The sequence below is a fragment of the Cupriavidus sp. CER-90 genome, assembly GCF_057652055.1.
This window is the reverse complement of record NZ_JBYGYM010000002.1, coordinates 501,205-524,555: the sequence shown is the minus strand read 5'-3', so window position 1 is coordinate 524,555 and position 23,351 is coordinate 501,205. Positions and strand designations below refer to the sequence as shown.

Genomic DNA, 23,351 nt, shown 5'->3' with positions numbered 1-23,351 from the left:
ACCCGCCGCACCGTCCCGGCACGGCGTGTCGCAAAGGGAAGTTCATGAGCAAGAACACGATTCCGCAGGACCAGATCCGCCAGTCTCAGGTGCTGGTGGTGGGCGACATGATGCTGGACCGCTACTGGTTCGGCGATGTGGAGCGCATCTCGCCGGAAGCGCCCGTGCCCGTGGTGCAGATCAAGCGCAGCGACGAGCGCCTGGGCGGCGCCGCCAACGTGGCCCGCAACGCCGCCGCGCTGGGCGCCCGCGTGGGCATGCTTGGCGTGGTGGGCGACGACGAGCCCGGCCGCACGCTGGAGGCGCTGCTCAACGAAAGCCACGTCCAGCCGTACCTGCATCGCGACGCCAGCCTGAACACCACCATCAAGCTGCGTGTGGTGGCCCACCAGCAGCAGCTGTTGCGGGTGGATTTCGAGAACGCGCCGGCCAGCGAAGTGCTGGCTTCGGTACAGGACCGCTACCAGACCCTGGTCAACGACTACCAGGTGCTGGTGCTGTCGGACTACGGCAAGGGCGGCCTGACCCATGTCGGCCGCATGGTCGACGCGGGCCGCGCGGCCGGCCGCACCGTGCTGATCGACCCCAAGGGCGACGATTACTCGCGCTACCGCGGCGCCACGCTGATCACCCCGAACCGCGCCGAAATGCGCGCCGTGGTGGGCGCCTGGAAGACCGAGGCCGACCTGACCATCCGCGCCCAGAACCTGCGCCGCGCGCTTCAGCTCGAAGCGTTGCTGCTGACGCGCTCGGAAGAGGGCATGACGCTCTATACCGAGGCCGAAGTGCTGCATGTCTCGGCCCAGGCGCGCGAAGTCTATGATGTATCGGGGGCCGGCGACACGGTAATTGCCACGCTGGCCACCATGCTGGGCGCCGGTGTGCCGCTCAAGGAAGCCGTGCAGCATGCCAACCGCGCCGGCAGCATCGTCGTCGGCAAGCTGGGTACCGCCGTTGTCACTTATCCCGAATTGTTTGGCGCTGCCTGAGGCGCGCCTGCCAGCCTGAATCCGCCATGACCATCATCGTGACCGGCGCTGCCGGCTTTATCGGCAGCAACATCGTCAAGGGCCTGAACGAACGCGGCGAATCGCATATCGTCGCGGTCGACAACCTGACGCGAGCCGAGAAATTCAACAATCTCGTGGACTGCGAGATTGCCGACTACCTGGACAAGGCCGAATTCGTCGAGCGTTTCAAGCGCGGCGATTTCGGCCATGTGCGCGCGGTATTCCATGAGGGCGCCTGCTCCGACACCATGGAAACGGACGGCCGCTACATGATGGAGAACAACTACCGCTACACGCTGGCGCTGATGGAAGCCTGCCTGGAGCAGGGCACCCAGTTCCTCTATGCGTCGTCGGCCGCCACTTATGGCGCTTCTACGATGTTCCGCGAGGATCGCGAGTACGAAAAGCCGTTGAACGTCTACGGCTATTCGAAATTCCTGTTCGACCAGGTGGTGCGCCGCCGGCTGCCGTCCGCGCATTCGCAGATCGTCGGCTTCCGCTACTTCAACGTCTACGGCCCGCGCGAATTCCACAAGGGCCGCATGGCGTCGGTGGCGTTCCACCATTTCAACCAGTTCCGCGCCGAAGGCTCGGTCAAGCTGTTCGGCGAGTACAACGGCTACGCGCCGGGCACCCAAAGCCGCGACTTCGTGTCGGTGGAAGACGTGGTCAAGGTCAACCTGTACTTCCTGGATCATCCGGAAAAGTCCGGCATCTTCAACCTTGGCACCGGCCGCTCGCAGCCGTTTAACGATATTGCGGTGTCGGTGGTGAATGCGTTGCGCGAGTCCGAGGACAAGCCGCCCCTGTCGCTGGATGACATGGTGCAGGAAGGGCTGGTCGAATACGTGAAGTTTCCCGATGCGTTGCGCGGCAAGTACCAGTGCTTCACGCAGTCCGACGTGTCGCGCCTGCGCGCGGCCGGCTACGAGGCGCCGTTCCTGACGGTGCAGGAAGGCGTGAGCCGCTACTGCAAGTGGCTGCTCGACCGTAGCTGAAGCGCGCGGCCGCGCATGGCCGTGTCGCGCCCGCGCCACGGTCCAACCTGGCCGGACTCGTAGAAGTCCGGCAGTACATCACCAATATTGCGCTTGGACACACAAACGCGCGGATATTGTGAACTCATGTGTCCAGCCATTTCTGACGTCCAATCGGACTCCTATCCTGACCGCTTCCGTTGCCATCCGGCGGCGGACAGCAACCCGAAAGGAAAGGAGTTTCATCGATGCACAAGACGTACGACGCTGGCCAGGCGAATGCGCCGGCGGCCCGGACCGGCAACTTTCTGACCAGCACATCCCGAAGCGCGCACCGCGCGTGGCGGCGCGCCGGCCTGGCCCTTGCGTTCACGCTGGCCATGGCTGGCATGGGGCCGGCCCACGCCGAGGTCGACGTGAATAGCGCCGACGAGGTGGCGCTGACCACGATCAAGGGTATTGGCCCGGCAACGGCCAAGCGGATTCTGGCGGAGCGCGACAAGAACGGGGCGTTCCAGAACGCGGCTGACCTTGCAGACCGCGTGCCGGGAGTGGGAGCGAAATCGGCGGCCAATCTCCAGGAAGCGGGCCTGACGTTCGGCAAGCCGTCCGCTGGCACGGCGGGCGCCCGCAAGGATGGCAAGCCCGCGCCGAAGCCGGCGCCGCAGGCCGCGCCGAAGACCACGCCAGCGCGCTGAGGCCGGCGCTTGCGCCCCGGGTCAACAGCCCGGGGCTGGTATGCGTTGTGCTTCGCTGGCGTGGCATGCGCGCCGCGGTCCCGATTTGCACCACCGGGGGTGCGGGGTATCATGCGCATCGCCGTTGCGGGCCGACGCCTGGCGCCGGCCCGCAACCCGAGATTTCCATACCGATCATTCAACCGGCAACGCAGCCGTACCGCTGACAGGGAGAGAACAACATGGCGAATGGCCAGGACAGCATTGACGACGGGAGTTTCCTGCCGAAGTGGCGGCTCAAGACCGAGGGGGTGATCGCTCCCGACGAACGCCTGCCGGCAGGTCAGACGATTCTCGCGGGCATCCAGCACGTGGTGGCGATGTTCGGCTCCACGGCGATTGCCCCGATCCTGATGGGCTTTCCTCCCAATATCGCGATCCTGTTCTCTGGCATCGGCACCTTGCTGTTCTTTCTGTGCGTGCGCGGCCGCGTGCCCAGCTACCTGGGATCGAGCTTCGCGTTCATCGCGGTGGTGATCGCGGCGACCGGCTACAGCGGTAGCGGCCCGAACGCGAATATCCCGGTCGCCCTGGGCGGCATCATCGCCGCGGGCGCCGTGTACACGATCATCGGACTGATCGTGCAGACCGTGGGCTATGCGTGGGTGGAAAAACTGATGCCGCCGGTGGTGACGGGTGCCATCGTCGCTGCCATCGGCCTGAACCTGGCGCCGGTGGCCGTCAAGGCGGTCAGCGGGGCGGCACTCGATACCTGGGTGGGCCTGCTGACGGTGCTGGCCGTGGGGCTGATCGCGGTACGGGCGCCCGGCATGCTGGGGCGCCTGCCGGTGCTGCTTGGCGGCCTGGCGGGCTACCTGGCGTATTTCGTGGCGACCAACCTGATGGGCATGGGCCATCCCATCGACTTCTCCGGCGTGGCCGCCGCCAGCTGGTTCGGCATGCCGGCGTTCACCACGCCGGTCTTCCAGGCCAACGCGATGCTGCTGATCGCGCCGGTGGCCATCGTGCTGGTGGCCGAGAACCTGGGCCATATCAAGGCCATTGGCGTGATGACGGGGCGCAACCTCGATCCGTACATCGGCCGCGCATTCATCGGCGATGGCGTGGCCACGATGCTGTCGGCGTCCGGTGGCGGCACCGGCGTGACCACGTACGCCGAAAACATGGGCGTGATGGCCGTCACCCGCATCTATTCGACGCTGATCTTCGTGGTGGCCGCGGCGGTGGCGATCCTGCTCGGTTTCTCGCCCAAGTTCGGCGCGCTGATCCTGACGATTCCCGGCCCGGTCATCGGGGGCCTGACCATCGTCGTGTTCGGCCTGATCTCGGCCACGGCCGGGCGCATCTGGGTGCAGAACCACGTGGATTTTTCGAGCTCGCGCAACCTGATCACGGTCGGTGCGACGCTGACCGTGGCCGCTGGCGACCTGACGCTGAAATTCGGCGGCATGACGCTGGGCGGCATCGGGACGGCCACGTTCGGCGCGATCCTGCTGTACCACCTGCTCGGCAGCCGTCATCCGGAAGACCAGGGCCTGACGCACTGATCCGGCGCGCCGGCCCGGGGCGGAATGGCCCGGCCGCCGGTGCGGGTAAGGTTGGTGCATTACAATGGCCGACGAAAACCGACCTCCCCGCACCATGGCCTACAAAACGATTGAAGACACCATCGGCAACACGCCGCTGGTACGACTGCAGCGTATTCCCGGCGCTGCCATCGAAGCGCGCGGCAACGTGATCCTTGGCAAGCTCGAGGGTAACAACCCGGCCGGCTCGGTCAAGGACCGCCCGGCGCTGTCGATGATCCGCCGCGCGGAAGAGCGTGGCCGCATCAAGCCTGGCGACACGCTGATCGAAGCCACGTCGGGTAACACGGGCATCGCACTGGCCATGGCGGCCGCCATCCGTGGCTATCGCATGGTGCTGATCATGCCCGAGGACCTGAGCCTGGAGCGTCGCCAGAGCATGGCGGCCTATGGCGCGGAAATCATCCTGACCCCGGTCAAGGGCGGCATGGAGTATGCGCGCGACCTGGCCGATGCCATGGAGCGCGAGGGCAAGGGCGTGATCCTGGACCAGTTCGCCAACCCGGACAATCCGCTGGCACACTACGAGTCCACGGGACCGGAGCTCTGGCAGGACACCGAGGGTCGTATTACCCACTTCGTCTCGGCAATGGGCACGACCGGCACCATCACCGGCGTTTCGCGCTTCCTCAAGGAAAAGAACCCCGCCATCCAGATCATCGGTGCCCAGCCCGCCGAAGGGTCGCGCATTCCGGGTATTCGCAAGTGGCCCGAAGCGTATCTGCCGAAGATCTACGATCCGAAGTTCATTGATCGCCAGGAGCCTGTCACGCAGGCCGATGCGGAACACATGGCACGCCGGATGGCGCGCGAGGAAGGCATTTTCTGCGGCATCTCGGCCGCTGGCGCCCTGTGCGTGGCGCTGCGCATTGCCGAGGAAGTGGAGAATGCGACGATCGTTTTCGTGGTATGCGATCGTGGCGACCGCTACCTGTCGACGGGGGTCTTCCCGGCCTGATTGCGGTACCCGAGCCTCAGGCACTCGCCGCCCAACAAAAAGCCCCGCCGGCATCGCCGCGGGGCTTTTTGCCTGACAGGGGCCTTGGCGCTCAACCCATGGCGGCCTTGACGGCTTCGCCCAGCTGATACACCGCCAGCGCGTAGAAGAAGCTGCGGTTGTAGCGCGTCAGGACATAAAAGTTGCGCAGGCCGATCATGTACTCGGTCGGCTGGTCCGGCGTCGGCAAATCGACGACCAGCACCCCTGTTTCGCCTTCGCGCTGCACGTCGATCGGTTCGTCCACGCGCAGCCCGGCCTTGGTCAGCTGGTTCAGCGTGCGCGTCGGCCAGGGTTCGCCGTCGGCCGCGGCCGTGGCCACGCCAAGGCTGCCGGCGTCGCCGGCGATCCGCCAGACCACGGGCCGGCCCTGTTCCCAGCCATGCAGTTGCAGGAAGCGGCCAACACTGCCGATGGCGTCGGTGGGGCTGTTGCGCAGATCGACATGGCCGTCGCCGTCATAGTCGATGGCGTATTCGCGCAGGCTGGTCGGCATGAATTGCGGAATGCCCACGGCACCGGCGTAGGAGCCCAGGACCGAGTACACGTCGGTCCTGGTGTCGCGGCACCAGACCAGGTAATCGGCCAGCTGGTTGCGGAACAGCGTCGTGCGGGCGTCGCGATTCGGCGTGTCGGGGTAGTCGAACGCCAGGGTGGACAGCGAGTCGAGCACGCGGAACGTGCCCATGTCGCGGCCGTAGATCGTTTCCACGCCAATGATGCCGACGATGACCGATGCCGGCACGCCGAACTCGGCCTCCGCGCGGCGCAGCGCCTCGCGGTTCTGTTGCCAGAAGCGGACACCGGCATTGATGCGGATCGGTTCGATAAAGCGCGACCGGTACGCACGCCAGCTCTTCTTGCCCGGCGTGGTCGGCGGCATGATCAGCCGCGAGACTGTGGCGGAATACACGGCCTGGCTGAAATACGATTCCAGTTCGGCCCGCTGAAAGCCGTTGCGCGCCACCATCTCGTCGATGAATGCCTGCGTCTTCGGATGATTCCGGTAGCGGCCCGGTTCGATTTCCTCTTCCCGGACACTTACGCGTCGGCCGGCGGCCAGGAGTCCTGGAGAAACGCCGCACAGGCCCAATGCGGCAGCGGTGAGTGCGGCGCCCAATAGCGGGCGGCGCAAGGAACGCTGTTGGTCGGTCATGATGTCCTTTGCAAGTCGCACCGAGTATAGCGGATGCGATACACGCGACGCCCCGTTCCGGGGGGATTGGTTACGAAGTTCCGGCGTCGCCGAGTCCGGGTACGTCCTGTGCTAACGTAATGGCTGGAGACAAACTTGACCCACAATCCAAAATGCCAACGGGTTATTACACGCATCCGTCGTTCCTGCAGCACGAGATGGGGTTTTTCCATCCCGAATGCCCGGAACGCCTGCAGGCCATCGAAGACCATCTGATTTCGCATGGGATGGACGGCCTGCTCGACCGGCGCGATGCCCCGGCCGCCACCGACGAGCAGATCGAGCGCGTGCATCGGCACGACTACGTTGCCAGCCTGAGCGCCAACAGTCCATCGACCGGCTACTACCCGATCGACCCCGACACGTCCATGAACTGCCACACCCTCACCGCCGCCACCCATGCGGCCGGTGCAGCCGTGGCCGCCACCGACGCGGTGATCGCGGGCCAGCTCGAAAACGCATTCTGCTGCGTGCGTCCACCGGGCCATCACGCCGAGCCCGACCATGCGATGGGTTTCTGTTTCTTCAACAACGTGGCCATTGCGGCCCGGCACGCCATCGCGGCCCACGGCCTGCAGCGCGTGGCGGTTGTCGATTTTGACGTGCATCACGGCAACGGCACCGAAGCGGCCTTCCGCGACGACCCGCAGGTCATGATGTGCAGCTTCTTCCAGCATCCGTTCTATCCGTACAGCGGCACCGAGCACCTGGCGGCGAACATGTCGAATATTCCGCTGCCGGCGTACACCAACGGCATGGCCGTGCGCGAAGTGGTGGAAACCATCTGGCTGCCGCGTCTGAACGAGTTCAAGCCCGAGATGATCTTCATCTCGGCGGGCTTCGACGCGCACCGCGAGGACGACCTGGGCCAGATGGGGCTGGTCGAGCAGGACTACACCTGGATCACCGAGCAACTGGTGCAGGTGGCCAAGACCCACGCCCAGGGCCGCATCGTCAGTTGTCTGGAGGGCGGCTATAACCTCAGCGCGCTCGCGCGTAGCGTCTTTGCCCATCTCAAGGTGCTGATGGAAGCCTGAATATGCCTTATTCGGCTCAAAATGGCGCCCTATATGACGTGAGCGCATAAAGGCATCGGAAAAATCTCGTTTGAGGTATGAAGCGGATCGCATAAAATGCGGGCTTCACAAAAATAAGACCGGCAACACCGCAGGAGACCCCGCGCTGTTGCCGTTTTCTTTTCTCTTCATGATCGAACTGCAAGGACTCTCGCAGCGGTTCCCCGGCGGGTCGGGGGAAGTGCATGCCCTGCGCGATGTCAGCCTCTCCATCGCCGCCGGCGAGATCTTCGGCATCATCGGCCGAAGCGGCGCCGGCAAGAGCACGCTGGTGCGTGCCATCAACCTGCTGAACCGGCCTTCCAGCGGCCGCGTGATCGTCGACGGCCAGGATCTCACCGCGCTGAACAACGGCGCGCTGCGCGAGGCGCGCCGCGAGATCGGCATGATCTTCCAGCACTTCAACCTGCTGTCGTCGCGCACCGTGTATGACAACGTGGCGCTGCCGCTCGAACTGGCGGGCAAGTCGAAGCAGGACATCGCCGCGACCGTCGAGCCGTTGCTGGAACTGGTTGGCCTGTCGAAGCTGCGCGACCGCTATCCCGCGCAGATCAGCGGCGGGCAGAAGCAGCGCGTGGGCATCGCCCGCGCCCTGGCCAGCAAGCCCAAGGTGCTGCTGTCGGACGAAGCCACGTCGGCGCTGGACCCCGAAACCACGCGCTCGATCCTGGAACTGCTCAAGCAGATCAACCGGGAACTGGGCCTGACCATCGTGATGATCACGCACCAGATGGAGGTCATCAAGCAGGTCTGCGACCGCGTGGCCGTGCTCGAAGCTGGGCAGGTCGTGGAATCGGGGCGCGTGATCGACGTATTCCTGCGCCCGCAGCACGAGGTGACCCGCGCGATGATCGGCGACGTGATTGCGCAGGAACTGCCGGCCAGCGTGCTCAAGCGGGTGGAAAGCCGCCTGGGCAATGGCCGCGACCATGTCTACCGCCTGGCATTCACCGGCGACAACGTGGACCAGCCGGTGCTGGCGCAAGCCATTCGCCAGCATGGTCTGGACTTCAACATCCTGCACGGCCATATCGACGAGATCCAGGGCCAGGCATTTGGCTCGCTGGCGATCATGGCCACGGGCGAACCTGCCGCGGTGCGCGCGGCGATGGACTATCTGCAGACGCAGGGCGTGGTCGTGGAGGAGATCGAACATGTGGTCTGAAATGTTTGACCTGTTCCTGTCGTCGTTCGGCGAGACCTTGCTGATGGTGGCCATCTCGGGCGTGGTCGGATCGCTGCTGGGCGTGCCGCTGGGCGTGCTGCTGCACCTGACCAATCGCGGCGGCGTGCTGTCGCATCCGCTGTTCAACCGCACGATTGGCGTGGTCGTGAACGCGGTGCGCTCGATCCCGTTCATCATCCTGCTGGTGGTGGTGATCCCGTTCACGCGCTTTATCGTCGGGTCATCGATCGGCACCACGGCGGCCATCGTGCCGCTGACGATCGCCGCCGTGCCGTTCATCGCGCGCCTGGTGGAAGCCGCGCTGCGCGAGGTGGACAAGGGCCTGGTGGAGGCCGCGCAATCGATGGGCGCCACCACGGGCCAGATTGTCTGGAAGGTGCTGCTGCCCGAGGCCATGCCCGGCATCGTGGCGGGTTTGACGATCACGTTCGTGAGCCTGGTTGGCTATTCGGCCATGGCCGGCGCCATCGGCGGCGGCGGGCTCGGCGATCTGGGCATTCGCTATGGCTACCAGCGGTACATCACCGAGATCATGGTGGCCGTGGTGCTGATCCTGATCGTGTTCGTCCAGGCCGTGCAGAGCTTTGGCGACTGGCTGGTCCGCCGTATCAGCCATCGATGAGCCATCGCTGAGCCATCGATGAGCCATAACAATTTCTACGCAGGGAAACTCAGGGGTAAATCGCAATGCAACGTCGTAGTGTGATCAAGAGCGCCATCGTCGCGCTGGGTGTGGTGGTGTCGGCCGGCGCGTTCGCGCAGGACAAGCCGATCAAGATCGGCGTCACGGGTGGTCCGCACGCGCAGATCATGGAGCAGGTCAAGAAGGTGGCGGCCAAGGACGGCCTGAATATCCAGGTGGTGGAATTCAGCGACTACATCCAGCCCAACGCGGCGCTGGCCGCCGGCGATCTCGATGCCAACAGCTACCAGCATCTGCCGTACCTGGAAGCCCAGATCAAGGATCGCGGCTACAAGTTCACGCATGTCGCCTTCACGGTGACGTTCCCGATGGGCGTCTACTCGAAGAAGATCAAGTCGCTCGACCAGATCAAGCAGGGCGCCCGCGTGGGTGTGCCGAACGATCCCACCAACGGTGGCCGCGGTCTGCTGCTGCTGCAGGCCAAGGGTCTGATCAAGCTGCGCCCGGACGCCGGCCTGAAGGCCACGCCGCTGGACATCGTCGAGAACCCGAAGAAGATCAAGATCGTGGAACTGGACGCCGCGCAGCTGCCGCGTTCGCTCGACGACCTGGACGCCGCTGCCATCAACGGCAACTACGCCGAATCGGCCGGCCTGTCGCCCACGCGTGACGCCATCGCCATGGAAGGCCCGAAGGGTCCGTACGCCAACCTGATCGCCGTCCGTACCGCCGACAAGGACAAGCCCTGGGTGGCCAAGCTGGTGAAGGCGTACCACTCGCCTGAAATCAAGCAGTACGTGCAGAGCACTTTTAAGGAATCCGTGATTACCGCCTGGTAATTTCTGGAGGTTTTCATCCAAACCGTGCGCCGGCAGGGCATCCTGCGGCACAATCGCGATGATTTTTTTGGATTGCCGGCTATGCCCGGCAATTCTTTGTCGATAAAATAGTACGATCGTTCGAAAAACAAGAGAGTCGCCACCCCGGTGGTTATAATGGCGAGCGATTCAAAAACTTTGGAACTATCAGCTATCAGTGGAGTGAGCGCATGAAAGTACTCGTCGCAGTCAAGCGGGTGGTGGACTACAACGTCAAGGTCCGCGTGAAGTCGGATGGCACGGGCGTTGACCTGGCCAACGTCAAGATGAGCATGAACCCGTTCGACGAAATCGCCGTCGAAGAGGCCGTGCGCCTGAAGGAAGCCGGCGTCGTCACCGAGGTAATCGCCGTGTCGTGCGGCGTGGCCCAGTGCCAGGAAACCCTGCGTACCGCGATGGCCATTGGCGCCGACCGCGGCATCCTGGTGGAGTCGAACGAAGACCTGCAGCCGCTGGCCGTGGCCAAGCTGCTGAAGGCACTGATCGACAAGGAACAGCCGAGCCTGGTGATCCTGGGCAAGCAGGCCATCGACGACGACTCGAACCAGACCGGCCAGATGGTGGCCGCGCTGGCCGGCCTGCCGCAAGCCACGTTCGCCTCGAAGGTGGTGGTGGCCGACGGCAAGGCTTCGGTGACGCGTGAAGTGGATGGCGGTCTGGAAACGCTGTCGGTCAAGCTGCCGGCCGTGGTGACCACCGACCTGCGCCTGAACGAGCCGCGCTACGTGACGCTGCCGAACATCATGAAGGCGAAGAAGAAGCCGCTGGATACCGTGAAGCCGGAAGACCTCGGCGTCGACGTGAAGCCGCGCCTGCAGACCGTCAAGGTTGTCGAGCCTGCCAAGCGCAGCGCCGGCGTGATGGTGCCGGACGTTGCCACGCTGGTGCAAAAGCTGAAGTCGGAAGCCAAGGTTATCTGAGCGCGGGGGAGAAAAGAACATGACTGCACTTGTCATTGCTGAACACGACAATCAATCGATCAAGGCCGCCACGCTGAACGCCGTGACGGCTGCCGCCCAGTGCGGCGGAGACGTCCACGTGCTGGTGGCCGGTGCCAATGCCCGCGCCGCGGCCGATGCGGCCGCGAAGATCGCCGGCGTGTCGAAGGTCCTGCTGGCCGACGCACCGTACTTTGCCGACGGCCTGGCCGAAAACGTGGGCGAACAGATCCTGGCCATCGCCAGCGACTATTCGCACATCGTTGCCCCGGCGACCGCTTCGGGCAAGAACATCCTGCCGCGCGTGGCCGCCAAGCTGGACGTGGCCCAGTTGTCGGACATCACCAAGGTGGATTCGCCCGACACGTTCGAGCGTCCGATCTACGCCGGCAACGCCATCGCCACGGTCAAGTCGCAAGACAAGATCAAGGTGATCACGGTGCGTGGCACGGCATTCGACCCGGCCGCCGCCGAAGGTGGCTCTGCCGCGGTGGAAACGCTGCCGGCCGTGGCCGACGCGGGCATCTCGCAATTCGTGTCGCGTGAAGTGACCAAGAGCGACCGTCCGGAACTGACCGCCGCCAAGATCATCGTTTCCGGTGGCCGTGGCGTGGGTTCGGGCGAGAACTACACCAAGGTGCTGACCCCGCTGGCCGACAAGCTCGGCGCGGCGCTGGGCGCATCGCGTGCCGCAGTCGATGCCGGCTTCGTGCCGAACGACTACCAGGTGGGCCAGACCGGCAAGATCGTCGCCCCGCAGCTGTACATCGCCGTCGGTATCTCGGGCGCGATCCAGCATCTGGCCGGCATGAAGGACTCCAAGGTGATCGTCGCGATCAACAAGGACGCGGAAGCCCCGATCTTCTCGGTGGCGGACTACGGCCTGGTGGGCGACCTGAACACCGTGGTGCCCGAGCTGGTGGCAGCACTGGGCTGATAACGCCCGACCGGCCGGTTCGACATCGCATTGAACCGGCCGCACGCAGAACTACTATAAAGCCGTTCCGGGTTGCTTCCCGCGAGCGGCTTTTTTGCAGGATCGTGGAGACATACGATGACCTATCGCGCACCACTCAAGGACATGCAGTTCGTCATGAACGAACTGGCAGGGCTTGAACAGATCAGCCAGTTGCCCGGCTATGAAGAGGCAACGCCCGATACGGCGCAGGCCGTGCTGGAAGAAGCCGCCAAGTTCAACGAACAGGTGGTGGCGCCGCTGAACCGTCCGGGCGACCTCAGCCCCAGCAGCTGGAAGGATGGCGTGGTCACCACCACGGCCGGCTTCAAGGATGCATTCCGGCAGTTTGGCGAAGGCGGCTGGCAGGGCGTGCTGCATCCGGCAGAGTTCGAAGGCCAGGGGCTGCCCAAGCTGGTGGCCACGCCGTGCATCGAAATGCTGAACAGTGCGAACCTGTCGTTCGCGCTGTGCCCGTTGCTGACCGACGGCGCCATCGAGGCCCTGCTGACGGCGGGCAGCGATGACCAGAAGGCGACTTTCCTGCCCAAGCTGATCTCGGGTGAGTGGACGGGCACGATGAACCTGACCGAGCCGCAAGCCGGGTCGGACCTGGCTGCGGTGCGCACGCGCGCCGAGCCGCAGGGCGACGGCACGTTCAAGATTTTCGGCACCAAAATCTTCATCACCTATGGCGAGCACGACATGGCGGACAACATCGTCCACCTGGTGCTGGCGCGCACGCCGACCGCGCCCGAGGGCGTGAAGGGCATCTCGCTGTTCATCGTGCCCAAGTTCAAGGTGAACGCCGATGGGTCGCTGGGCGAGCGCAACGACGTGCAGTGCGTGTCGATCGAGCACAAGCTTGGCATCAAGGCCAGTCCCACGGCCGTGCTGCAGTTCGGCGACCACGGCGGTGCCATCGGCACGCTGGTGGGCGAGGAAAACCGCGGCCTCGAGTACATGTTCATCATGATGAACTCGGCGCGCTTCGCGGTGGGCATGCAGGGCATTGCGATTTCCGAGCGCGCCTACCAGCAGGCCGTGGCGTACGCGAAAGACCGCGTGCAGAGCCGGCCCGTGGATGGATCGGCGCGCGAGGCCGTGACGATCATCCATCATCCGGACGTCAAGCGCATGCTGATGACGATGCGCGCGCTGATCGAAGGCGCCCGCGCCGTGGCCTACGTGGCCGCCGCGGCCAGCGACATCGCCCACCAGCATCCCGACGAAGCCGTGCGCCGCGAGAACATGGCGCTCTACGAATTCCTGGTGCCGGTGGTGAAGGGCTGGAGCACCGAGCTGTCGATCGACGTGACGAGCCTGGGCGTGCAGGTGCACGGCGGCATGGGCTTCATCGAGGAAACGGGCGCGGCGCAGCACTATCGCGACGCCCGCATCCTGACGATCTACGAAGGCACGACGGCCATCCAGGCCAACGACCTGGTCGGTCGCAAGACCGTGCGCGACGGCGGCGCCGTGGCGCGTGCCATCTGCGCGAAGATCGCCGAAACCGAAGCCGAACTGGGCAAACACGGCGGCGCGTCGTTCCAGGCCGTGCAGACGCAGCTGAAGCTGGGCCGCGAGGCGCTGGAAGCCGTGGTGCAGTTCGTGGTGGAAAATGCCAAGGGCGACCCGAATGCGGTGTTTGCCGGCAGCGTGCCTTACCTGAAGCTCTGCGGCATCGTGCTGTCGGGCTGGCAACTGGGCCGCGCCATGCTGGTGGCCGACGCGAAGCGCGCGGAAGATCCGGCGTTCTACGACGCCAAGATCGCCACCGCGTATTTCTTTGGCCAGCACATCCTGTCGCAGGCCTCGTCGCTGCGCGCGGCCATCGTGGAAGGCGCGGAGCCGGTCAAGGCCATGACGGCCGATCAGTTCTGATGCGCATCACGCCATCGTAATAATGCGAAAAGGGCGACCCGCGGGTCGCCCTTCCTGTTTTTGCAGCGCAGGCAATCAGGCCGGCACCGGACGCGGCACGTGGTGCGTGCGCGGCGGCTTGCGATAGCGATCCACGGACAGGTCGTCGGCGCGAATCGCCGGGCGCGTGCCCGATACCAGGTCGGACAGCAACTGGCCCGAGCCGCAAGCCATGGTCCAGCCCAGCGTGCCGTGGCCGGTGTTGAGCCACAGGCCGCGAATGCCGGCAGGGCCCACCACGGGCGTGCCGTCCGGCGTCATCGGACGCAGGCCGGTCCAGAACGTGGCGCGGCCCACATCGCCGGCACCCGGGAACAGGTCGGTCAACACGTGTTCGAGCGTACGGCGCTTGTTCGGATCGAGCGAGCGGTCGTAGCCGACGATCTGTGCCATGCCGCCCACGCGGATGCGGTCGTCAAAGCGCGTGATCGCCACCTTGTAGGTTTCGTCGAGCACCGTCGACACCGGGCTCTTGTCGGCATCGCGCAGCGGCACCGTAATCGAGAAGCCCTTGAGCGGATAGACCGGCAGATTCGACAGGCCCGGCAGCACCGGTTTCACGAACGGCGTGGACCAGCTGCCCAGCGCCACCACCACGGCATCGGCCAGCATCGGCTCGCCGCCGACGATGGCGCCGGTCACGGCATCGCCCTGGGTCAGCAGGCCGTCGATCGACCGGTTGTACTGGAACTGCACGCCGATCGACGCAGCCATGGCTGCCAGCCGTTCGGTAAACAGCTGGCAGTCCCCGGTTTCATCGTTCGGCAGGCGCAAGCCACCCGCCAGCTTTTGGCCGGCGGCGGCAAGCGCCGGTTCGCTCGCGCCGAGTTCGTCGCGCGAGAGCAATTCGTAGGGCACGCCGGCTTCTTCCAGCACGGCGATGTCGCGCGACGCGGCTTCCATCTGCGCATCGGTACGGAACACCTGCAGCGTGCCTTGCTGGCGGCCTTCGTAGGCAATGCCGGTCTCGGCGCGCAGCGTGCGGATGCAGTCGCGGCTGTACTCGGCCAGACGCACCATGCGTTCCTTGTTCACGGCATAGCGGTCGGCCGTGCAGTTCTGCAGCATCTGCCACATCCACTGCAGCTGGAACAGCGAGCCATCAGGCTTGATGGTCAGCGGCGCATGTTCCTGGAACATCCACTTGATCGCCTTCAGCGGCACGCCCGGCGCGGCCCACGGCGACGCATAGCCCGGCGAGATCTGGCCGGCATTGGCAAAGCTGGTGCCCAGTGCCGGGCCGCCTTCGCGGTCCACCACGGTCACTTCGTGACCGGCACGGGCCAGATACCACGCACTGGTGACGCCAATCACGCCACTGCCAAGAACAAGAACGCGCATTTTCGGGGGCTCCATACTGCCAAGTCAGGCTATAGAAGAATTCGCTTCTATACTATTGACTTCGAAGCAGTGTTAGTTCGCGAATTTCTTACAAAAACAGGAAAGATTCATGAGAACAAGCCGCCAGCCGGTGCGCTCGCTGGATCGCCTGGATCGCAAGATCCTTGGGGTGCTGCAGGGCGATGGCCGGATATCGATGAAAGACCTGGCGGAAGCCGTTGGGCTGACGATCACGCCCTGCATCGAGCGCGTGAAGCGGCTGGAGCGCGACGGCGTCATCATGGGCTACTACGCGCGGCTGAACCCGGCCCTGCTGGGCAGCGCGCTGCTGGTGTTCGTCGAGATATCGCTGAACAACAAGTCGGGCAACATGTTCGAACAGTTCCGGCGCGAGGTGCTGCGCATTCCCGAGGTGCTTGAGTGCCATCTGGTGTCGGGCGATTTCGATTACCTGATCAAGGCCCGCATCCGGGAGATTGGCGAGTACCGCCGGCTGCTGGGGGACATCCTGCTGCAACTGCCCGGCGCCGCGCAGTCGAAGAGCTATGTCGTGATGGAAGAAATCAAGGAAACGCTGGCGATCGCGGTGGACGCCAAGGAAAGTAGCGTATCCGGCACGACCTGAATTCGGGCTTGGATCACGGTCATCGATACTGTATATTTGTACAGTATTCGATCGCCCCTGACCGACCCCATGCCCCCGATTCCCATGCCGCCCCGAAAGGGCCGCGGCGCTGTCAGCAACCTGCAGGGACGCTTCGAGCGCGATCAGCGCGAGGCGTTCGACGATGGTTGGCTGTCGCCTGAGGCATCCCCATCGGGCGAGGGGACGGGCGCAGACGCGGCGCTGCCGCCCCGGCTGGTCACGCAGGTGACGCGCGAGCAGGCCAGGTCGATCCTGTCGCGCAATGCATCGCCCGATATCCCGTTCGATACGTCACTGAATCCGTATCGCGGCTGTGAACATGGCTGCATCTACTGTTTTGCGCGCCCGACGCACGCCTACCTCGACCTGTCGCCGGGGCTCGATTTCGAGACGAAGCTGTACGCCAAGGCCAACGCCGCGGAGCGGCTGCGTGACGAATTGTCCCGGCCATCGTATCGCTGCGAGACGATTGCGCTCGGCGTGAATACCGACGCCTATCAGCCAATCGAGCGCGAGCAGCGCATCACACGTGGCGTTCTGGAAGTGCTGCACGAGACCGATCATCCGGTGGCGCTGATCACCAAGTCATCGCTGATCGAGCGCGACATCGACCTGCTGGCGCCGATGGCCGCACAGCGGCTGGCGGTGGCGGCCGTGACCATTACCACGCTCGATGCCGACGTGGCGCGCACGCTGGAGCCCCGCGCCGCCACCCCGTCGCGCCGGCTGCGCACGATCCGGGAACTGACCGATGCCGGGATTCCGGTGGGCGTGAGTGTGGCCCCGGTCATCCCGTTCATTACGGAGCCCGATCTGGAGAAAATTCTGGAAGCCGCGCATGACGCGGGGGCGGTCTACGCCAACTACGTCGTGTTGCGTTTGCCGTGGGAAGTGCGCCCGCTGTTCCAGGAATGGCTGCAGGCGCATTTTCCCGACCGTGCCGAGCGGGTCATGAACCGCGTACGCGACATGCGTGGCGCCAAGGATTACGACGCCGATTTCGCTTCGCGCATGCGCGGCACGGGGATCTGGGCCGATCTGATCCGGCAACGGTTCTACAAGGCCGCGGATCGGCTCGGGTTTCGCTATAACCGCTTCGAGCTCGATACGTCGCGGTTCAGGCCACCGCCCAGACCGACGCGATCGATGCGGCCGTGCGGCGACGAAGACAGGCAAGGCTCGCTCTTCTGAGTGTCCTTGCGGGCTGTCGCCGGTGCATCCAGGCTGTCGTCGATCATGCGGCAGGCAAGTTCCAGTGCCGCCCGGGCACTGGTGGGCGGCAAGCCCGACGACATGGCCAGGCGCACGGCAATCGCCGCCAGGCGTCCTTCCTCGTAGCTGGGATGTTCCATCAGCGTCTCCTTCGCAGCCCTGCAGCGGTGCAGTGCCGCCTGTCATTTGGACCTAAGCAGTATGGTCGTTTTACGAGTTATCGACAGGCTTATTGCGTGGGTCTTGCGATCGGTCAAGGGGCGCTATTCCTGTGACAGCGCCTTGGCGGCTTCCACCTGCGATTCGAAGAAGGTCTGGAAGCTGATCGCCAGTCCGGCCATCAGCAGGCCCGTGCCGATCATCAGCGACAGGATGACGAGAATCACCACCGGCCAGCCCGAGCGCGTGGGCGTACCGTGTGCGTTATAGCGGGCATCCCATTTGTCGTCGGGCCGCAGGCCGAACACGATGGCGGTCAGGAAGGCGCCGATGACCGATACGCCACCCGCCACGGCAAACATCCAGTTCAGGGCCGGATTGCCGGCGCCCACGATCAGCGAGGTCACGCCGATGGCACCCGCTGCCGTGGCCAGCAGATGGGCCCAGCCGAACGGGTCACGCAGACCCTTCAGATAAAAGCGATGTGCTCCGAGGCTGCCAAGCAGGAAGGCCAGCGCGACGGTGATCAATTTGGATTTTCCGCCACGCGCTGTGGGGGGGCTGGCGGGTTCACGGGCAATGGCGGGGGCTTGGCTGGCGGCAGGCATCGTAGGCGAGGCTAGGCGAACGGAAAATCCCTTCGATGCCGGCGGCATCGGCGCCCATTGTAGCGTCAGGACGGCCAGATCGACGCCAGGGCGCCGGCCACCATTTGGGAGATATGCGTTTCGCTGTACAGCACCAAGGTCAGCATCAGCATGAACAGCAGCGACAATGACAACTGGCCCGCGTGTCGGGCCAGGTCGTGAAGAAGGGGAGACATGATGAACCTCGACAGATCATTCTTGTGGAGGCCGCGCCCAGCCTCCGGGACCCGGACAGTGGGTGCCGGGCAGAGGCAGGTCAGTTTGATTGCCGTCTGCGCAACAACGGCACGCTGGAGGTCCCGGACAGCGCCGGGCGGCAGCCTGTGCGGCGTTTTCTGGCACGCACGTCTAGACTGACCATGAAAAAAGGCCGGAAGTTCCGGCCTTTGGGGTGGGCTGCCCGGGGAAGTGCGTCAGCGTCCGCCGTCGCGGCCGCGCGCCTGCCAGCCGGGGCCGACGTGGGCGGGGCGCATCTCGGTGCCGCGCATCGAAGCGTCGCCACCGTTGTTGCGGTCGGCGCCGCCAGCCTGGCGGGCGGACCGTTCATCGCTCTGGCCGCCGGGGCCGGGCGGGCGGCCGCTGAGCCGGTCGTCATTGCGCGCGCGCTGTTCCATCCGGTCGATCTGCGCCTGGACGTGATCGCGGTTTTCCGCGCGCACGCTGGCAACGTCCCATCCGGCGCCCACACGGCCCATACGAACCGGATGCTCGGCGAAGGCGCGCTGCCAGAAGGCAACTTGTGCGTGGCTGGTGGCAACTGTGCCAACCAGGCCGATGACGGCCACGGCACCAGCCACCAGATGGCGCAGGTGGGGGCGTGTAAGCATGCGGAATCCCAAAGTCCTGTAGCAGGTGATGAGTCAGGCGTTGGGTTCATGGTACGCAGCGGGGCTGTGATGGCCTATGCGAAACCCGTTACTGGTGTAACGGATTGTTTCGTCATTTTTGCCACGTTTGGCGCGTCCGCCGGGACCCCGCGTGGCGCCTCGGCTGGCGGCGATTAGAGGCCTGTTTCGAGGCGTGCAGAAAGGCTGCCTGCAGGCGAAAATGCCAGGGCGAGGGCGGTCATCCCGCGGCACAGGCCCCTCACGGCGGAAAAGCGCCGGTTCGGGCTTGCGGCATACCGCCGGTTCGCGGTTTCGCCACGGCGCCATGCCGCAATTGTTGCGTCAACGGCGCTCCGCGGGGGCGGTATCGTGCTGGAAAGCCCTAAGTGTTTGTTTGGACTCGGGAAGTGGGCTATACTCTTGCGTTTCGTGTTCGCACACCCCGTTTTTTCGAGGAATTAACATGGTCGTAATCCGTCTGGCTCGCGGCGGCAGCAAGAAGCGCCCGTTCTTCAACATCGTTGCTACCGATTCGCGCAACCGTCGCGATGGCCGTTTCATCGAGCGCGTTGGCTTCTACAACCCGCTGGCTTCCGACAAGGAAGAAGGCCTGCGCGTTGCGCAAGACCGTCTGGCCTACTGGCAAGGCGTTGGCGCCCAACTGTCGCCGACCGTTGCCCGCCTGGTCAAGCAAGCCGCCGTCAAGGCTGCTGCCTGATAGCTGTTCAGGCGCAACCGCTCGGGCGGTGCGCGCTGACGCGTAAAGACGCTCCGCCAACGTGACTGGCAACGCCACCGGCCGGCCAGCCAAGCTGCCTGCCTCGCTGCTGTTCACGGACAGCCTGCCCGACGATCTCGTCGAGGTTGGCTACGTGGGCGCCGCATACGGCATCCGGGGCTGGATCAAGGTCCAGCCGCATGCGGACGACGCCTCCGCATTGCTGCATGCCCGCCGCTGGTGGCTGCTGCGTGCGCCGGCTGCCGGTGTGGTCACGGCGCCTGCCGAGGCGGCGGAAGCTGTCAGCGTCAAGATTTCCCAGTCGCGGGAACATAGCGGTACCGTGGTGGCGCAAGCCACCGGCGTTTCGGATCGCAATGTGGCGGAAATGCTCAAGGGCCGCCGCGTCTGGATCCGGCGTGCGGATTTTCCCGCGCCGGAAGAAGGTGAGTTTTACTGGGTCGACCTGATCGGTTGCGCCGTGGTCAACGAGCAGGGCGAATCGCTCGGCGACGTGACCGGGCTGATCGACAACGGCGCCCACCAGATCCTACAGGTGGCATACCAGCTGCCGGACGGCAAGGCCGCTGAGCGGCTGATCCCGTTTGTCGACGCATTCCTGCGCGCGGTCGATACGTCGGCCCGGCGCATCGTGGTCGACTGGGGGCTGGACTACTGACGTTCCTGAATTGCCGTCGAGGGAGGCGCTGATGCAGTTCGATGTAATCACGCTGTTTCCCGAGATGTTTCGCGCGCTGACCGACTGGGGTATCACCAGCCGGGCGGCGAAGCAGCAGCGTTATGCGCTGCGCACCTGGAATCCCCGCGACTTCACGGTCGACAATTACCGTACGATCGATGATCGCCCCTACGGCGGCGGGCCTGGCATGGTGATGCTGGGCAAGCCGCTCGAAGATGCGATCGATGCCGCCAGCGCGGCACAGTCGGACGCCGGTGTCGAGCGGCCGCACGTGGTGCTGATGTCGCCGCAAGGCGCGACGCTGAGCCATGGCAAGGTCATGGAACTGGCGCAGCGCCCGGGGCTGGTGCTGCTGTGCGGGCGGTACGAGGCGATTGATCAGCGTCTGATCGACCGTCGCGTGGACGAGGAAATCAGCCTCGGCGATTTCGTGCTGTCGGGGGGCGAACTGCCCGCGATGGCGCTGATCGACGCGGTGGTGCGGCATCTGCCCGGTGTGCTGGGCGATGCGCAGTCGGCGGTGCAGGACAGCTTCGTCAATGGCCTGCTCGACTGTCCGCATTACACGCGGCCGGAAGAATATGAAGGTGTGCGGGTGCCCGATGTGTTGCTCGGGGGCCATCATGCCGAGATTGAAAAATGGCGGCGCCAGCAGGCGCTGGCCAATACCGCGCGCAAGCGTCCCGATCTGATCGTGGCGGCGCGCGCGCAAGGGTTGTTGTCCAAGGCCGACGAGAAATACCTGTCGACCCTGGCAGCGAAAGCAGGGCAGGAGTTCGCTCCTGCCAAGTGAAACCCCATCCTCTGCCGGGGCCCGAACATGGGTATTAACGCCGGTAAGATGGTTAAGGAGAAAACGATGAACCTCATCGAGCAAATCGAGCAGGAAGAGATCGCGCGTCTGACCGCGAACAAGACCATCCCCGCATTCGCACCTGGCGACACCGTGATCGTCAACGTGAACGTGGTGGAAGGTAACCGCAAGCGCGTGCAGGCTTACGAAGGCGTGGTGATCGCCAAGCGTAACCGTGGTCTGAACAGCTCCTTCATCGTGCGCAAGATCTCGTCGGGTGAAGGCGTGGAACGTACGTTCCAGCTGTACTCGCCGCTGATCGCCGGCATCGAAGTGAAGCGTCGCGGTGACGTCCGTCGCGCGAAGCTGTACTACCTGCGCGAGCGTTCGGGCAAGTCGGCACGTATCAAGGAAAAGCTGGTGACGAAGGCCAAGGCCGCTGCCGTCGCCGCAGAATAAGCTTTTCCGCGCCACGCACCGGGCAACCGGTGCCCAGCCGGCATTGCGAAGGACACCCTCGGGTGTCCTTTTTGCATTTTCGGCGATGCGCGATGAACCAGTATGCTGCAATGCAACATTCTGACGTTCTGTCATACTTGACGACGTTATGCCCCCCAAATTCGATCCCGAGGCGCTGCCGGTTATCGAGACCGACAGCCGCCGCGCGCCGCTCAGTGCGCCGCGCATGCAACCCGATTTCATCCGGCACCGGCTGCTGTCGCCGCCGGCATGGGAGCCCGAGCTGACCGACGAGTCGCGCGTCTACGATCGCACGCGCGGGTTGCGGCAAGCTTCGGTGCTGGTGCCGCTGGTGGAACACCCCGACGGCCTGACCGTGCTGCTGACCCAGCGCAATGCGAACTTGAACGCACATGCCGGCCAGATCAGCTTTCCGGGCGGCAGCCAGGAAACCTTTGACGCCGACCGCATCGCCACGGCCCTGCGCGAGACCGAGGAGGAAATCGGCCTCAAGCGGGATTTCATCGAGGTTCTGGGATCGTTGCCGGACTACATCACCGGCACGGGCTTCCATGTGAGCCCGGTGGTGGGCCTGGTGCATACCGGCTTCACGCTGCAGCCCGATGCGGGCGAGGTGGCCGAAATCTTCGAGGTGCCGCTGGCGTTCCTGATGGACCCCGCACGGCACGAGCGCCGCCTGCTGCGCTGGGAAGGCGGCGAGCGCCAGTTCTATTCGATGCCGTATCCGCGCGAGGGCGGCGGCCATCGTTTCATCTGGGGCGCGACGGCCGGCATGCTACGCAATCTCTACCACCTGCTGGCCGCCTGAGGGTCAGGCGGCGGCAGGGGCGACGGCAGGGTCGGCGCAGTGGGGGCAGCTCTGGCCCACGACATACTTCGGATGCTGCTGCTCCTCGGGCGTCACCACGGCGCGGCAGGCAAAGCACTGCACCGGGCCGGCCGGCTCCAGGTTCGGGTTCAGCGCAGTGCGGTAGTCGAACACGAAGCAGTCGCCGTGGTAGTGGCTGCCGCCGACTTCCTCGAAATACTTGAGGATGCCGCCTTCGAGCTGGTACACGCGCTCGATGCCCACTTCCTGCATGTGGATGGCGGCCTTTTCGCAGCGGATGCCGCCCGTGCAGAACGACACCACGGTCTTGCCGTCGAGCGCCGCCCGGTTTTCGGCCACGGCGGTCGGAAACTCGCTGAATTTCGTGATGTTGTACTCGACCGCATCGTCGAACGTGCCCACCGCGACTTCGAAATCGTTGCGCGTGTCGAGCATCACCACCGGGCGGCCTTCGTCGTCATGGCCCTGGTCGAGCCAGCGTTTGAGATCCACCGGGCGCACCGACGGCGCACGGCCGGCTTCCGGCCGGATCAGCGGCATCTTCATGGTGATGATTTCCTTCTTGGCGCGCACCAGCATGCGCTTGAAGGGCTGGTTTTCCGACAGGCTTTCCTTGGGGGCGATATCGGCGAAGCGGGCATCGGCGTGCAGCCACGCCATGAAACCGTCGATCTGCTCGCGCGTGCCGGCCAGGAACATGTTGATGCCTTCCGGCGCCAGCAGGATCGTGCCTTTCAGTCCCGCCGCCTCGCAGCACTCGCGCATGGCGGGGCGCAGGGTCTCGATATCGTCGAGCGTGACGAACTTGTAAGCCGAAATGTTGACGATCTGCATGGAATGATGCCGCCGGCTGGGCGCCGCAGGGTTGCTGCAGGGCGCGCCAGCGCGCTTGGTAACTGCCTGATTGGAAAGGCGAAATTATAGCCGCTTGGCGCCG

At 64.9% G+C, this 23,351-nt stretch carries 25 protein-coding genes; 19 read left to right on the top strand and 6 right to left on the bottom strand.

Annotated features, from left to right (window positions below; genetic code table 11):
- The first annotated feature begins 44 nt into the window (after window positions 1-44).
- The 5 genes from rfaE1 (at window position 45) to cysM (ending at window position 5,229) form a co-directional block, all read left to right on the top strand.
- Window positions 45-989 carry a D-glycero-beta-D-manno-heptose-7-phosphate kinase gene (gene rfaE1, locus AC24R4_RS12975; RefSeq protein ID WP_400391713.1) on the top strand — a complete coding sequence of 315 codons (945 nt, stop codon included), beginning with the start codon at window positions 45-47 and terminating at the stop codon, window positions 987-989.
- 26 nt (window positions 990-1,015) lie between these two features.
- Window positions 1,016-2,008: an ADP-glyceromanno-heptose 6-epimerase gene (gene rfaD, locus AC24R4_RS12970; protein WP_400391716.1), complete on the top strand. Its 993-nt coding sequence runs from the start codon at window positions 1,016-1,018 to the stop codon at window positions 2,006-2,008.
- A gap of 227 nt (window positions 2,009-2,235) precedes the next feature.
- Window positions 2,236-2,685, top strand: a complete 450-nt coding sequence (locus AC24R4_RS12965; RefSeq protein WP_487523210.1) for a ComEA family DNA-binding protein — start codon at window positions 2,236-2,238, stop codon at window positions 2,683-2,685.
- A gap of 221 nt (window positions 2,686-2,906) precedes the next feature.
- Complete coding sequence (locus AC24R4_RS12960) at window positions 2,907-4,232, top strand: solute carrier family 23 protein (protein ID WP_400393259.1); 1,326 nt, start codon at window positions 2,907-2,909, stop codon at window positions 4,230-4,232.
- Between the two features lie 94 nt (window positions 4,233-4,326).
- Window positions 4,327-5,229, top strand: coding sequence for a cysteine synthase CysM (gene cysM, locus AC24R4_RS12955; protein ID WP_092594854.1), 903 nt, complete (start codon window positions 4,327-4,329; stop codon window positions 5,227-5,229).
- 91 nt (window positions 5,230-5,320) lie between these two features.
- Here cysM and mltB read toward each other — a convergent pair whose 3' ends face one another.
- The gene (gene mltB / locus AC24R4_RS12950) at window positions 5,321-6,424 is read right to left on the bottom strand and encodes a lytic murein transglycosylase B (protein ID WP_153947444.1); all 1,104 of its coding nucleotides are present in this window, start codon (window positions 6,422-6,424) and stop codon (window positions 5,321-5,323) included.
- A gap of 152 nt (window positions 6,425-6,576) precedes the next feature.
- On the opposite strand from mltB, the gene AC24R4_RS12945 reads away from it, so the two are divergent.
- The 7 genes from AC24R4_RS12945 to AC24R4_RS12915 all read left to right on the top strand — a co-directional run bounded on the left by AC24R4_RS12945 (window position 6,577) and on the right by AC24R4_RS12915 (window position 14,023).
- Complete coding sequence (locus tag AC24R4_RS12945; protein WP_400393256.1) at window positions 6,577-7,500, top strand: histone deacetylase family protein; 924 nt, start codon at window positions 6,577-6,579, stop codon at window positions 7,498-7,500.
- A 169-nt stretch (window positions 7,501-7,669) separates the two neighbouring features.
- Window positions 7,670-8,704: a methionine ABC transporter ATP-binding protein gene (locus tag AC24R4_RS12940; protein ID WP_400393254.1), complete on the top strand. Its 1,035-nt coding sequence runs from the start codon at window positions 7,670-7,672 to the stop codon at window positions 8,702-8,704.
- Complete coding sequence (locus tag AC24R4_RS12935; protein WP_092594846.1) at window positions 8,694-9,347, top strand: methionine ABC transporter permease; 654 nt, start codon at window positions 8,694-8,696, stop codon at window positions 9,345-9,347. Before AC24R4_RS12940 ends, AC24R4_RS12935 begins: the two co-directional genes overlap by 11 nt.
- 65 nt (window positions 9,348-9,412) lie before the next feature.
- Window positions 9,413-10,207 carry a MetQ/NlpA family ABC transporter substrate-binding protein gene (locus AC24R4_RS12930; protein WP_400393252.1) on the top strand — a complete coding sequence of 265 codons (795 nt, stop codon included), beginning with the start codon at window positions 9,413-9,415 and terminating at the stop codon, window positions 10,205-10,207.
- Window positions 10,208-10,416: 209 nt separating this feature from the next.
- A complete protein-coding gene (locus tag AC24R4_RS12925) occupies window positions 10,417-11,166 on the top strand; it encodes an electron transfer flavoprotein subunit beta/FixA family protein (RefSeq protein ID WP_066739205.1) in 750 nt (249 codons plus the stop codon).
- A gap of 19 nt (window positions 11,167-11,185) precedes the next feature.
- A complete protein-coding gene (locus AC24R4_RS12920; RefSeq protein WP_400393251.1) occupies window positions 11,186-12,121 on the top strand; it encodes an electron transfer flavoprotein subunit alpha/FixB family protein in 936 nt (311 codons plus the stop codon).
- A 117-nt stretch (window positions 12,122-12,238) separates the two neighbouring features.
- A complete protein-coding gene (locus tag AC24R4_RS12915; protein ID WP_487523209.1) occupies window positions 12,239-14,023 on the top strand; it encodes an acyl-CoA dehydrogenase in 1,785 nt (594 codons plus the stop codon).
- A gap of 75 nt (window positions 14,024-14,098) precedes the next feature.
- Here AC24R4_RS12915 and AC24R4_RS12910 read toward each other — a convergent pair whose 3' ends face one another.
- Window positions 14,099-15,403 (bottom strand): D-amino acid dehydrogenase, encoded by a 1,305-nt coding sequence (locus AC24R4_RS12910; protein ID WP_400396060.1) that lies wholly within the window; start codon window positions 15,401-15,403, stop codon window positions 14,099-14,101.
- Between the two features lie 109 nt (window positions 15,404-15,512).
- Here AC24R4_RS12910 and AC24R4_RS12905 point away from each other — a divergent pair, with 109 nt between their 5' ends.
- Both AC24R4_RS12905 and AC24R4_RS12900 read left to right on the top strand, forming a co-directional pair.
- Window positions 15,513-16,028 (top strand): Lrp/AsnC ligand binding domain-containing protein, encoded by a 516-nt coding sequence (locus AC24R4_RS12905; protein WP_153947457.1) that lies wholly within the window; start codon window positions 15,513-15,515, stop codon window positions 16,026-16,028.
- A 69-nt stretch (window positions 16,029-16,097) separates the two neighbouring features.
- A complete protein-coding gene (locus AC24R4_RS12900; protein ID WP_487523208.1) occupies window positions 16,098-17,240 on the top strand; it encodes a PA0069 family radical SAM protein in 1,143 nt (380 codons plus the stop codon).
- Window positions 17,241-17,524: 284 nt separating this feature from the next.
- Here the strand turns inward: AC24R4_RS12900 and AC24R4_RS12895 are convergent, their stop codons facing one another.
- The 3 genes from AC24R4_RS12895 to AC24R4_RS12885 form a co-directional block, all read right to left on the bottom strand.
- On the bottom strand, window positions 17,525-18,028 hold the full coding sequence (locus tag AC24R4_RS12895) for an NINE protein (protein ID WP_487523207.1): 504 nt from the start codon (window positions 18,026-18,028) through the stop codon (window positions 17,525-17,527).
- 65 nt (window positions 18,029-18,093) lie between these two features.
- Window positions 18,094-18,243 (bottom strand): hypothetical protein, encoded by a 150-nt coding sequence (locus tag AC24R4_RS12890; RefSeq protein WP_487523206.1) that lies wholly within the window; start codon window positions 18,241-18,243, stop codon window positions 18,094-18,096.
- A 237-nt stretch (window positions 18,244-18,480) separates the two neighbouring features.
- Window positions 18,481-18,894: a hypothetical protein gene (locus AC24R4_RS12885; RefSeq protein WP_487523205.1), complete on the bottom strand. Its 414-nt coding sequence runs from the start codon at window positions 18,892-18,894 to the stop codon at window positions 18,481-18,483.
- Window positions 18,895-19,357: 463 nt separating this feature from the next.
- Between AC24R4_RS12885 and rpsP the strand changes: the two genes are divergently transcribed.
- The 5 genes from rpsP to AC24R4_RS12860 all read left to right on the top strand — a co-directional run bounded on the left by rpsP (window position 19,358) and on the right by AC24R4_RS12860 (window position 22,393).
- On the top strand, window positions 19,358-19,612 hold the full coding sequence (gene rpsP / locus AC24R4_RS12880; protein WP_092594826.1) for a 30S ribosomal protein S16: 255 nt from the start codon (window positions 19,358-19,360) through the stop codon (window positions 19,610-19,612).
- Window positions 19,613-19,673: 61 nt separating this feature from the next.
- Window positions 19,674-20,291, top strand: coding sequence for a ribosome maturation factor RimM (gene rimM / locus AC24R4_RS12875; protein WP_400392923.1), 618 nt, complete (start codon window positions 19,674-19,676; stop codon window positions 20,289-20,291).
- Between the two features lie 31 nt (window positions 20,292-20,322).
- Entirely contained in the window at window positions 20,323-21,105 is a 783-nt protein-coding gene (gene trmD / locus AC24R4_RS12870; protein WP_092594822.1) for a tRNA (guanosine(37)-N1)-methyltransferase TrmD, read from the top strand.
- 66 nt (window positions 21,106-21,171) lie between these two features.
- Complete coding sequence (gene rplS, locus AC24R4_RS12865) at window positions 21,172-21,564, top strand: 50S ribosomal protein L19 (RefSeq protein ID WP_400392921.1); 393 nt, start codon at window positions 21,172-21,174, stop codon at window positions 21,562-21,564.
- A gap of 148 nt (window positions 21,565-21,712) precedes the next feature.
- Window positions 21,713-22,393: a CoA pyrophosphatase gene (locus AC24R4_RS12860; RefSeq protein ID WP_400392919.1), complete on the top strand. Its 681-nt coding sequence runs from the start codon at window positions 21,713-21,715 to the stop codon at window positions 22,391-22,393.
- Window positions 22,394-22,396: 3 nt separating this feature from the next.
- Here AC24R4_RS12860 and AC24R4_RS12855 read toward each other — a convergent pair whose 3' ends face one another.
- Window positions 22,397-23,248, bottom strand: coding sequence for a sulfurtransferase (locus AC24R4_RS12855; protein ID WP_400392917.1), 852 nt, complete (start codon window positions 23,246-23,248; stop codon window positions 22,397-22,399).
- Window positions 23,249-23,351 lie beyond the last annotated feature (103 nt).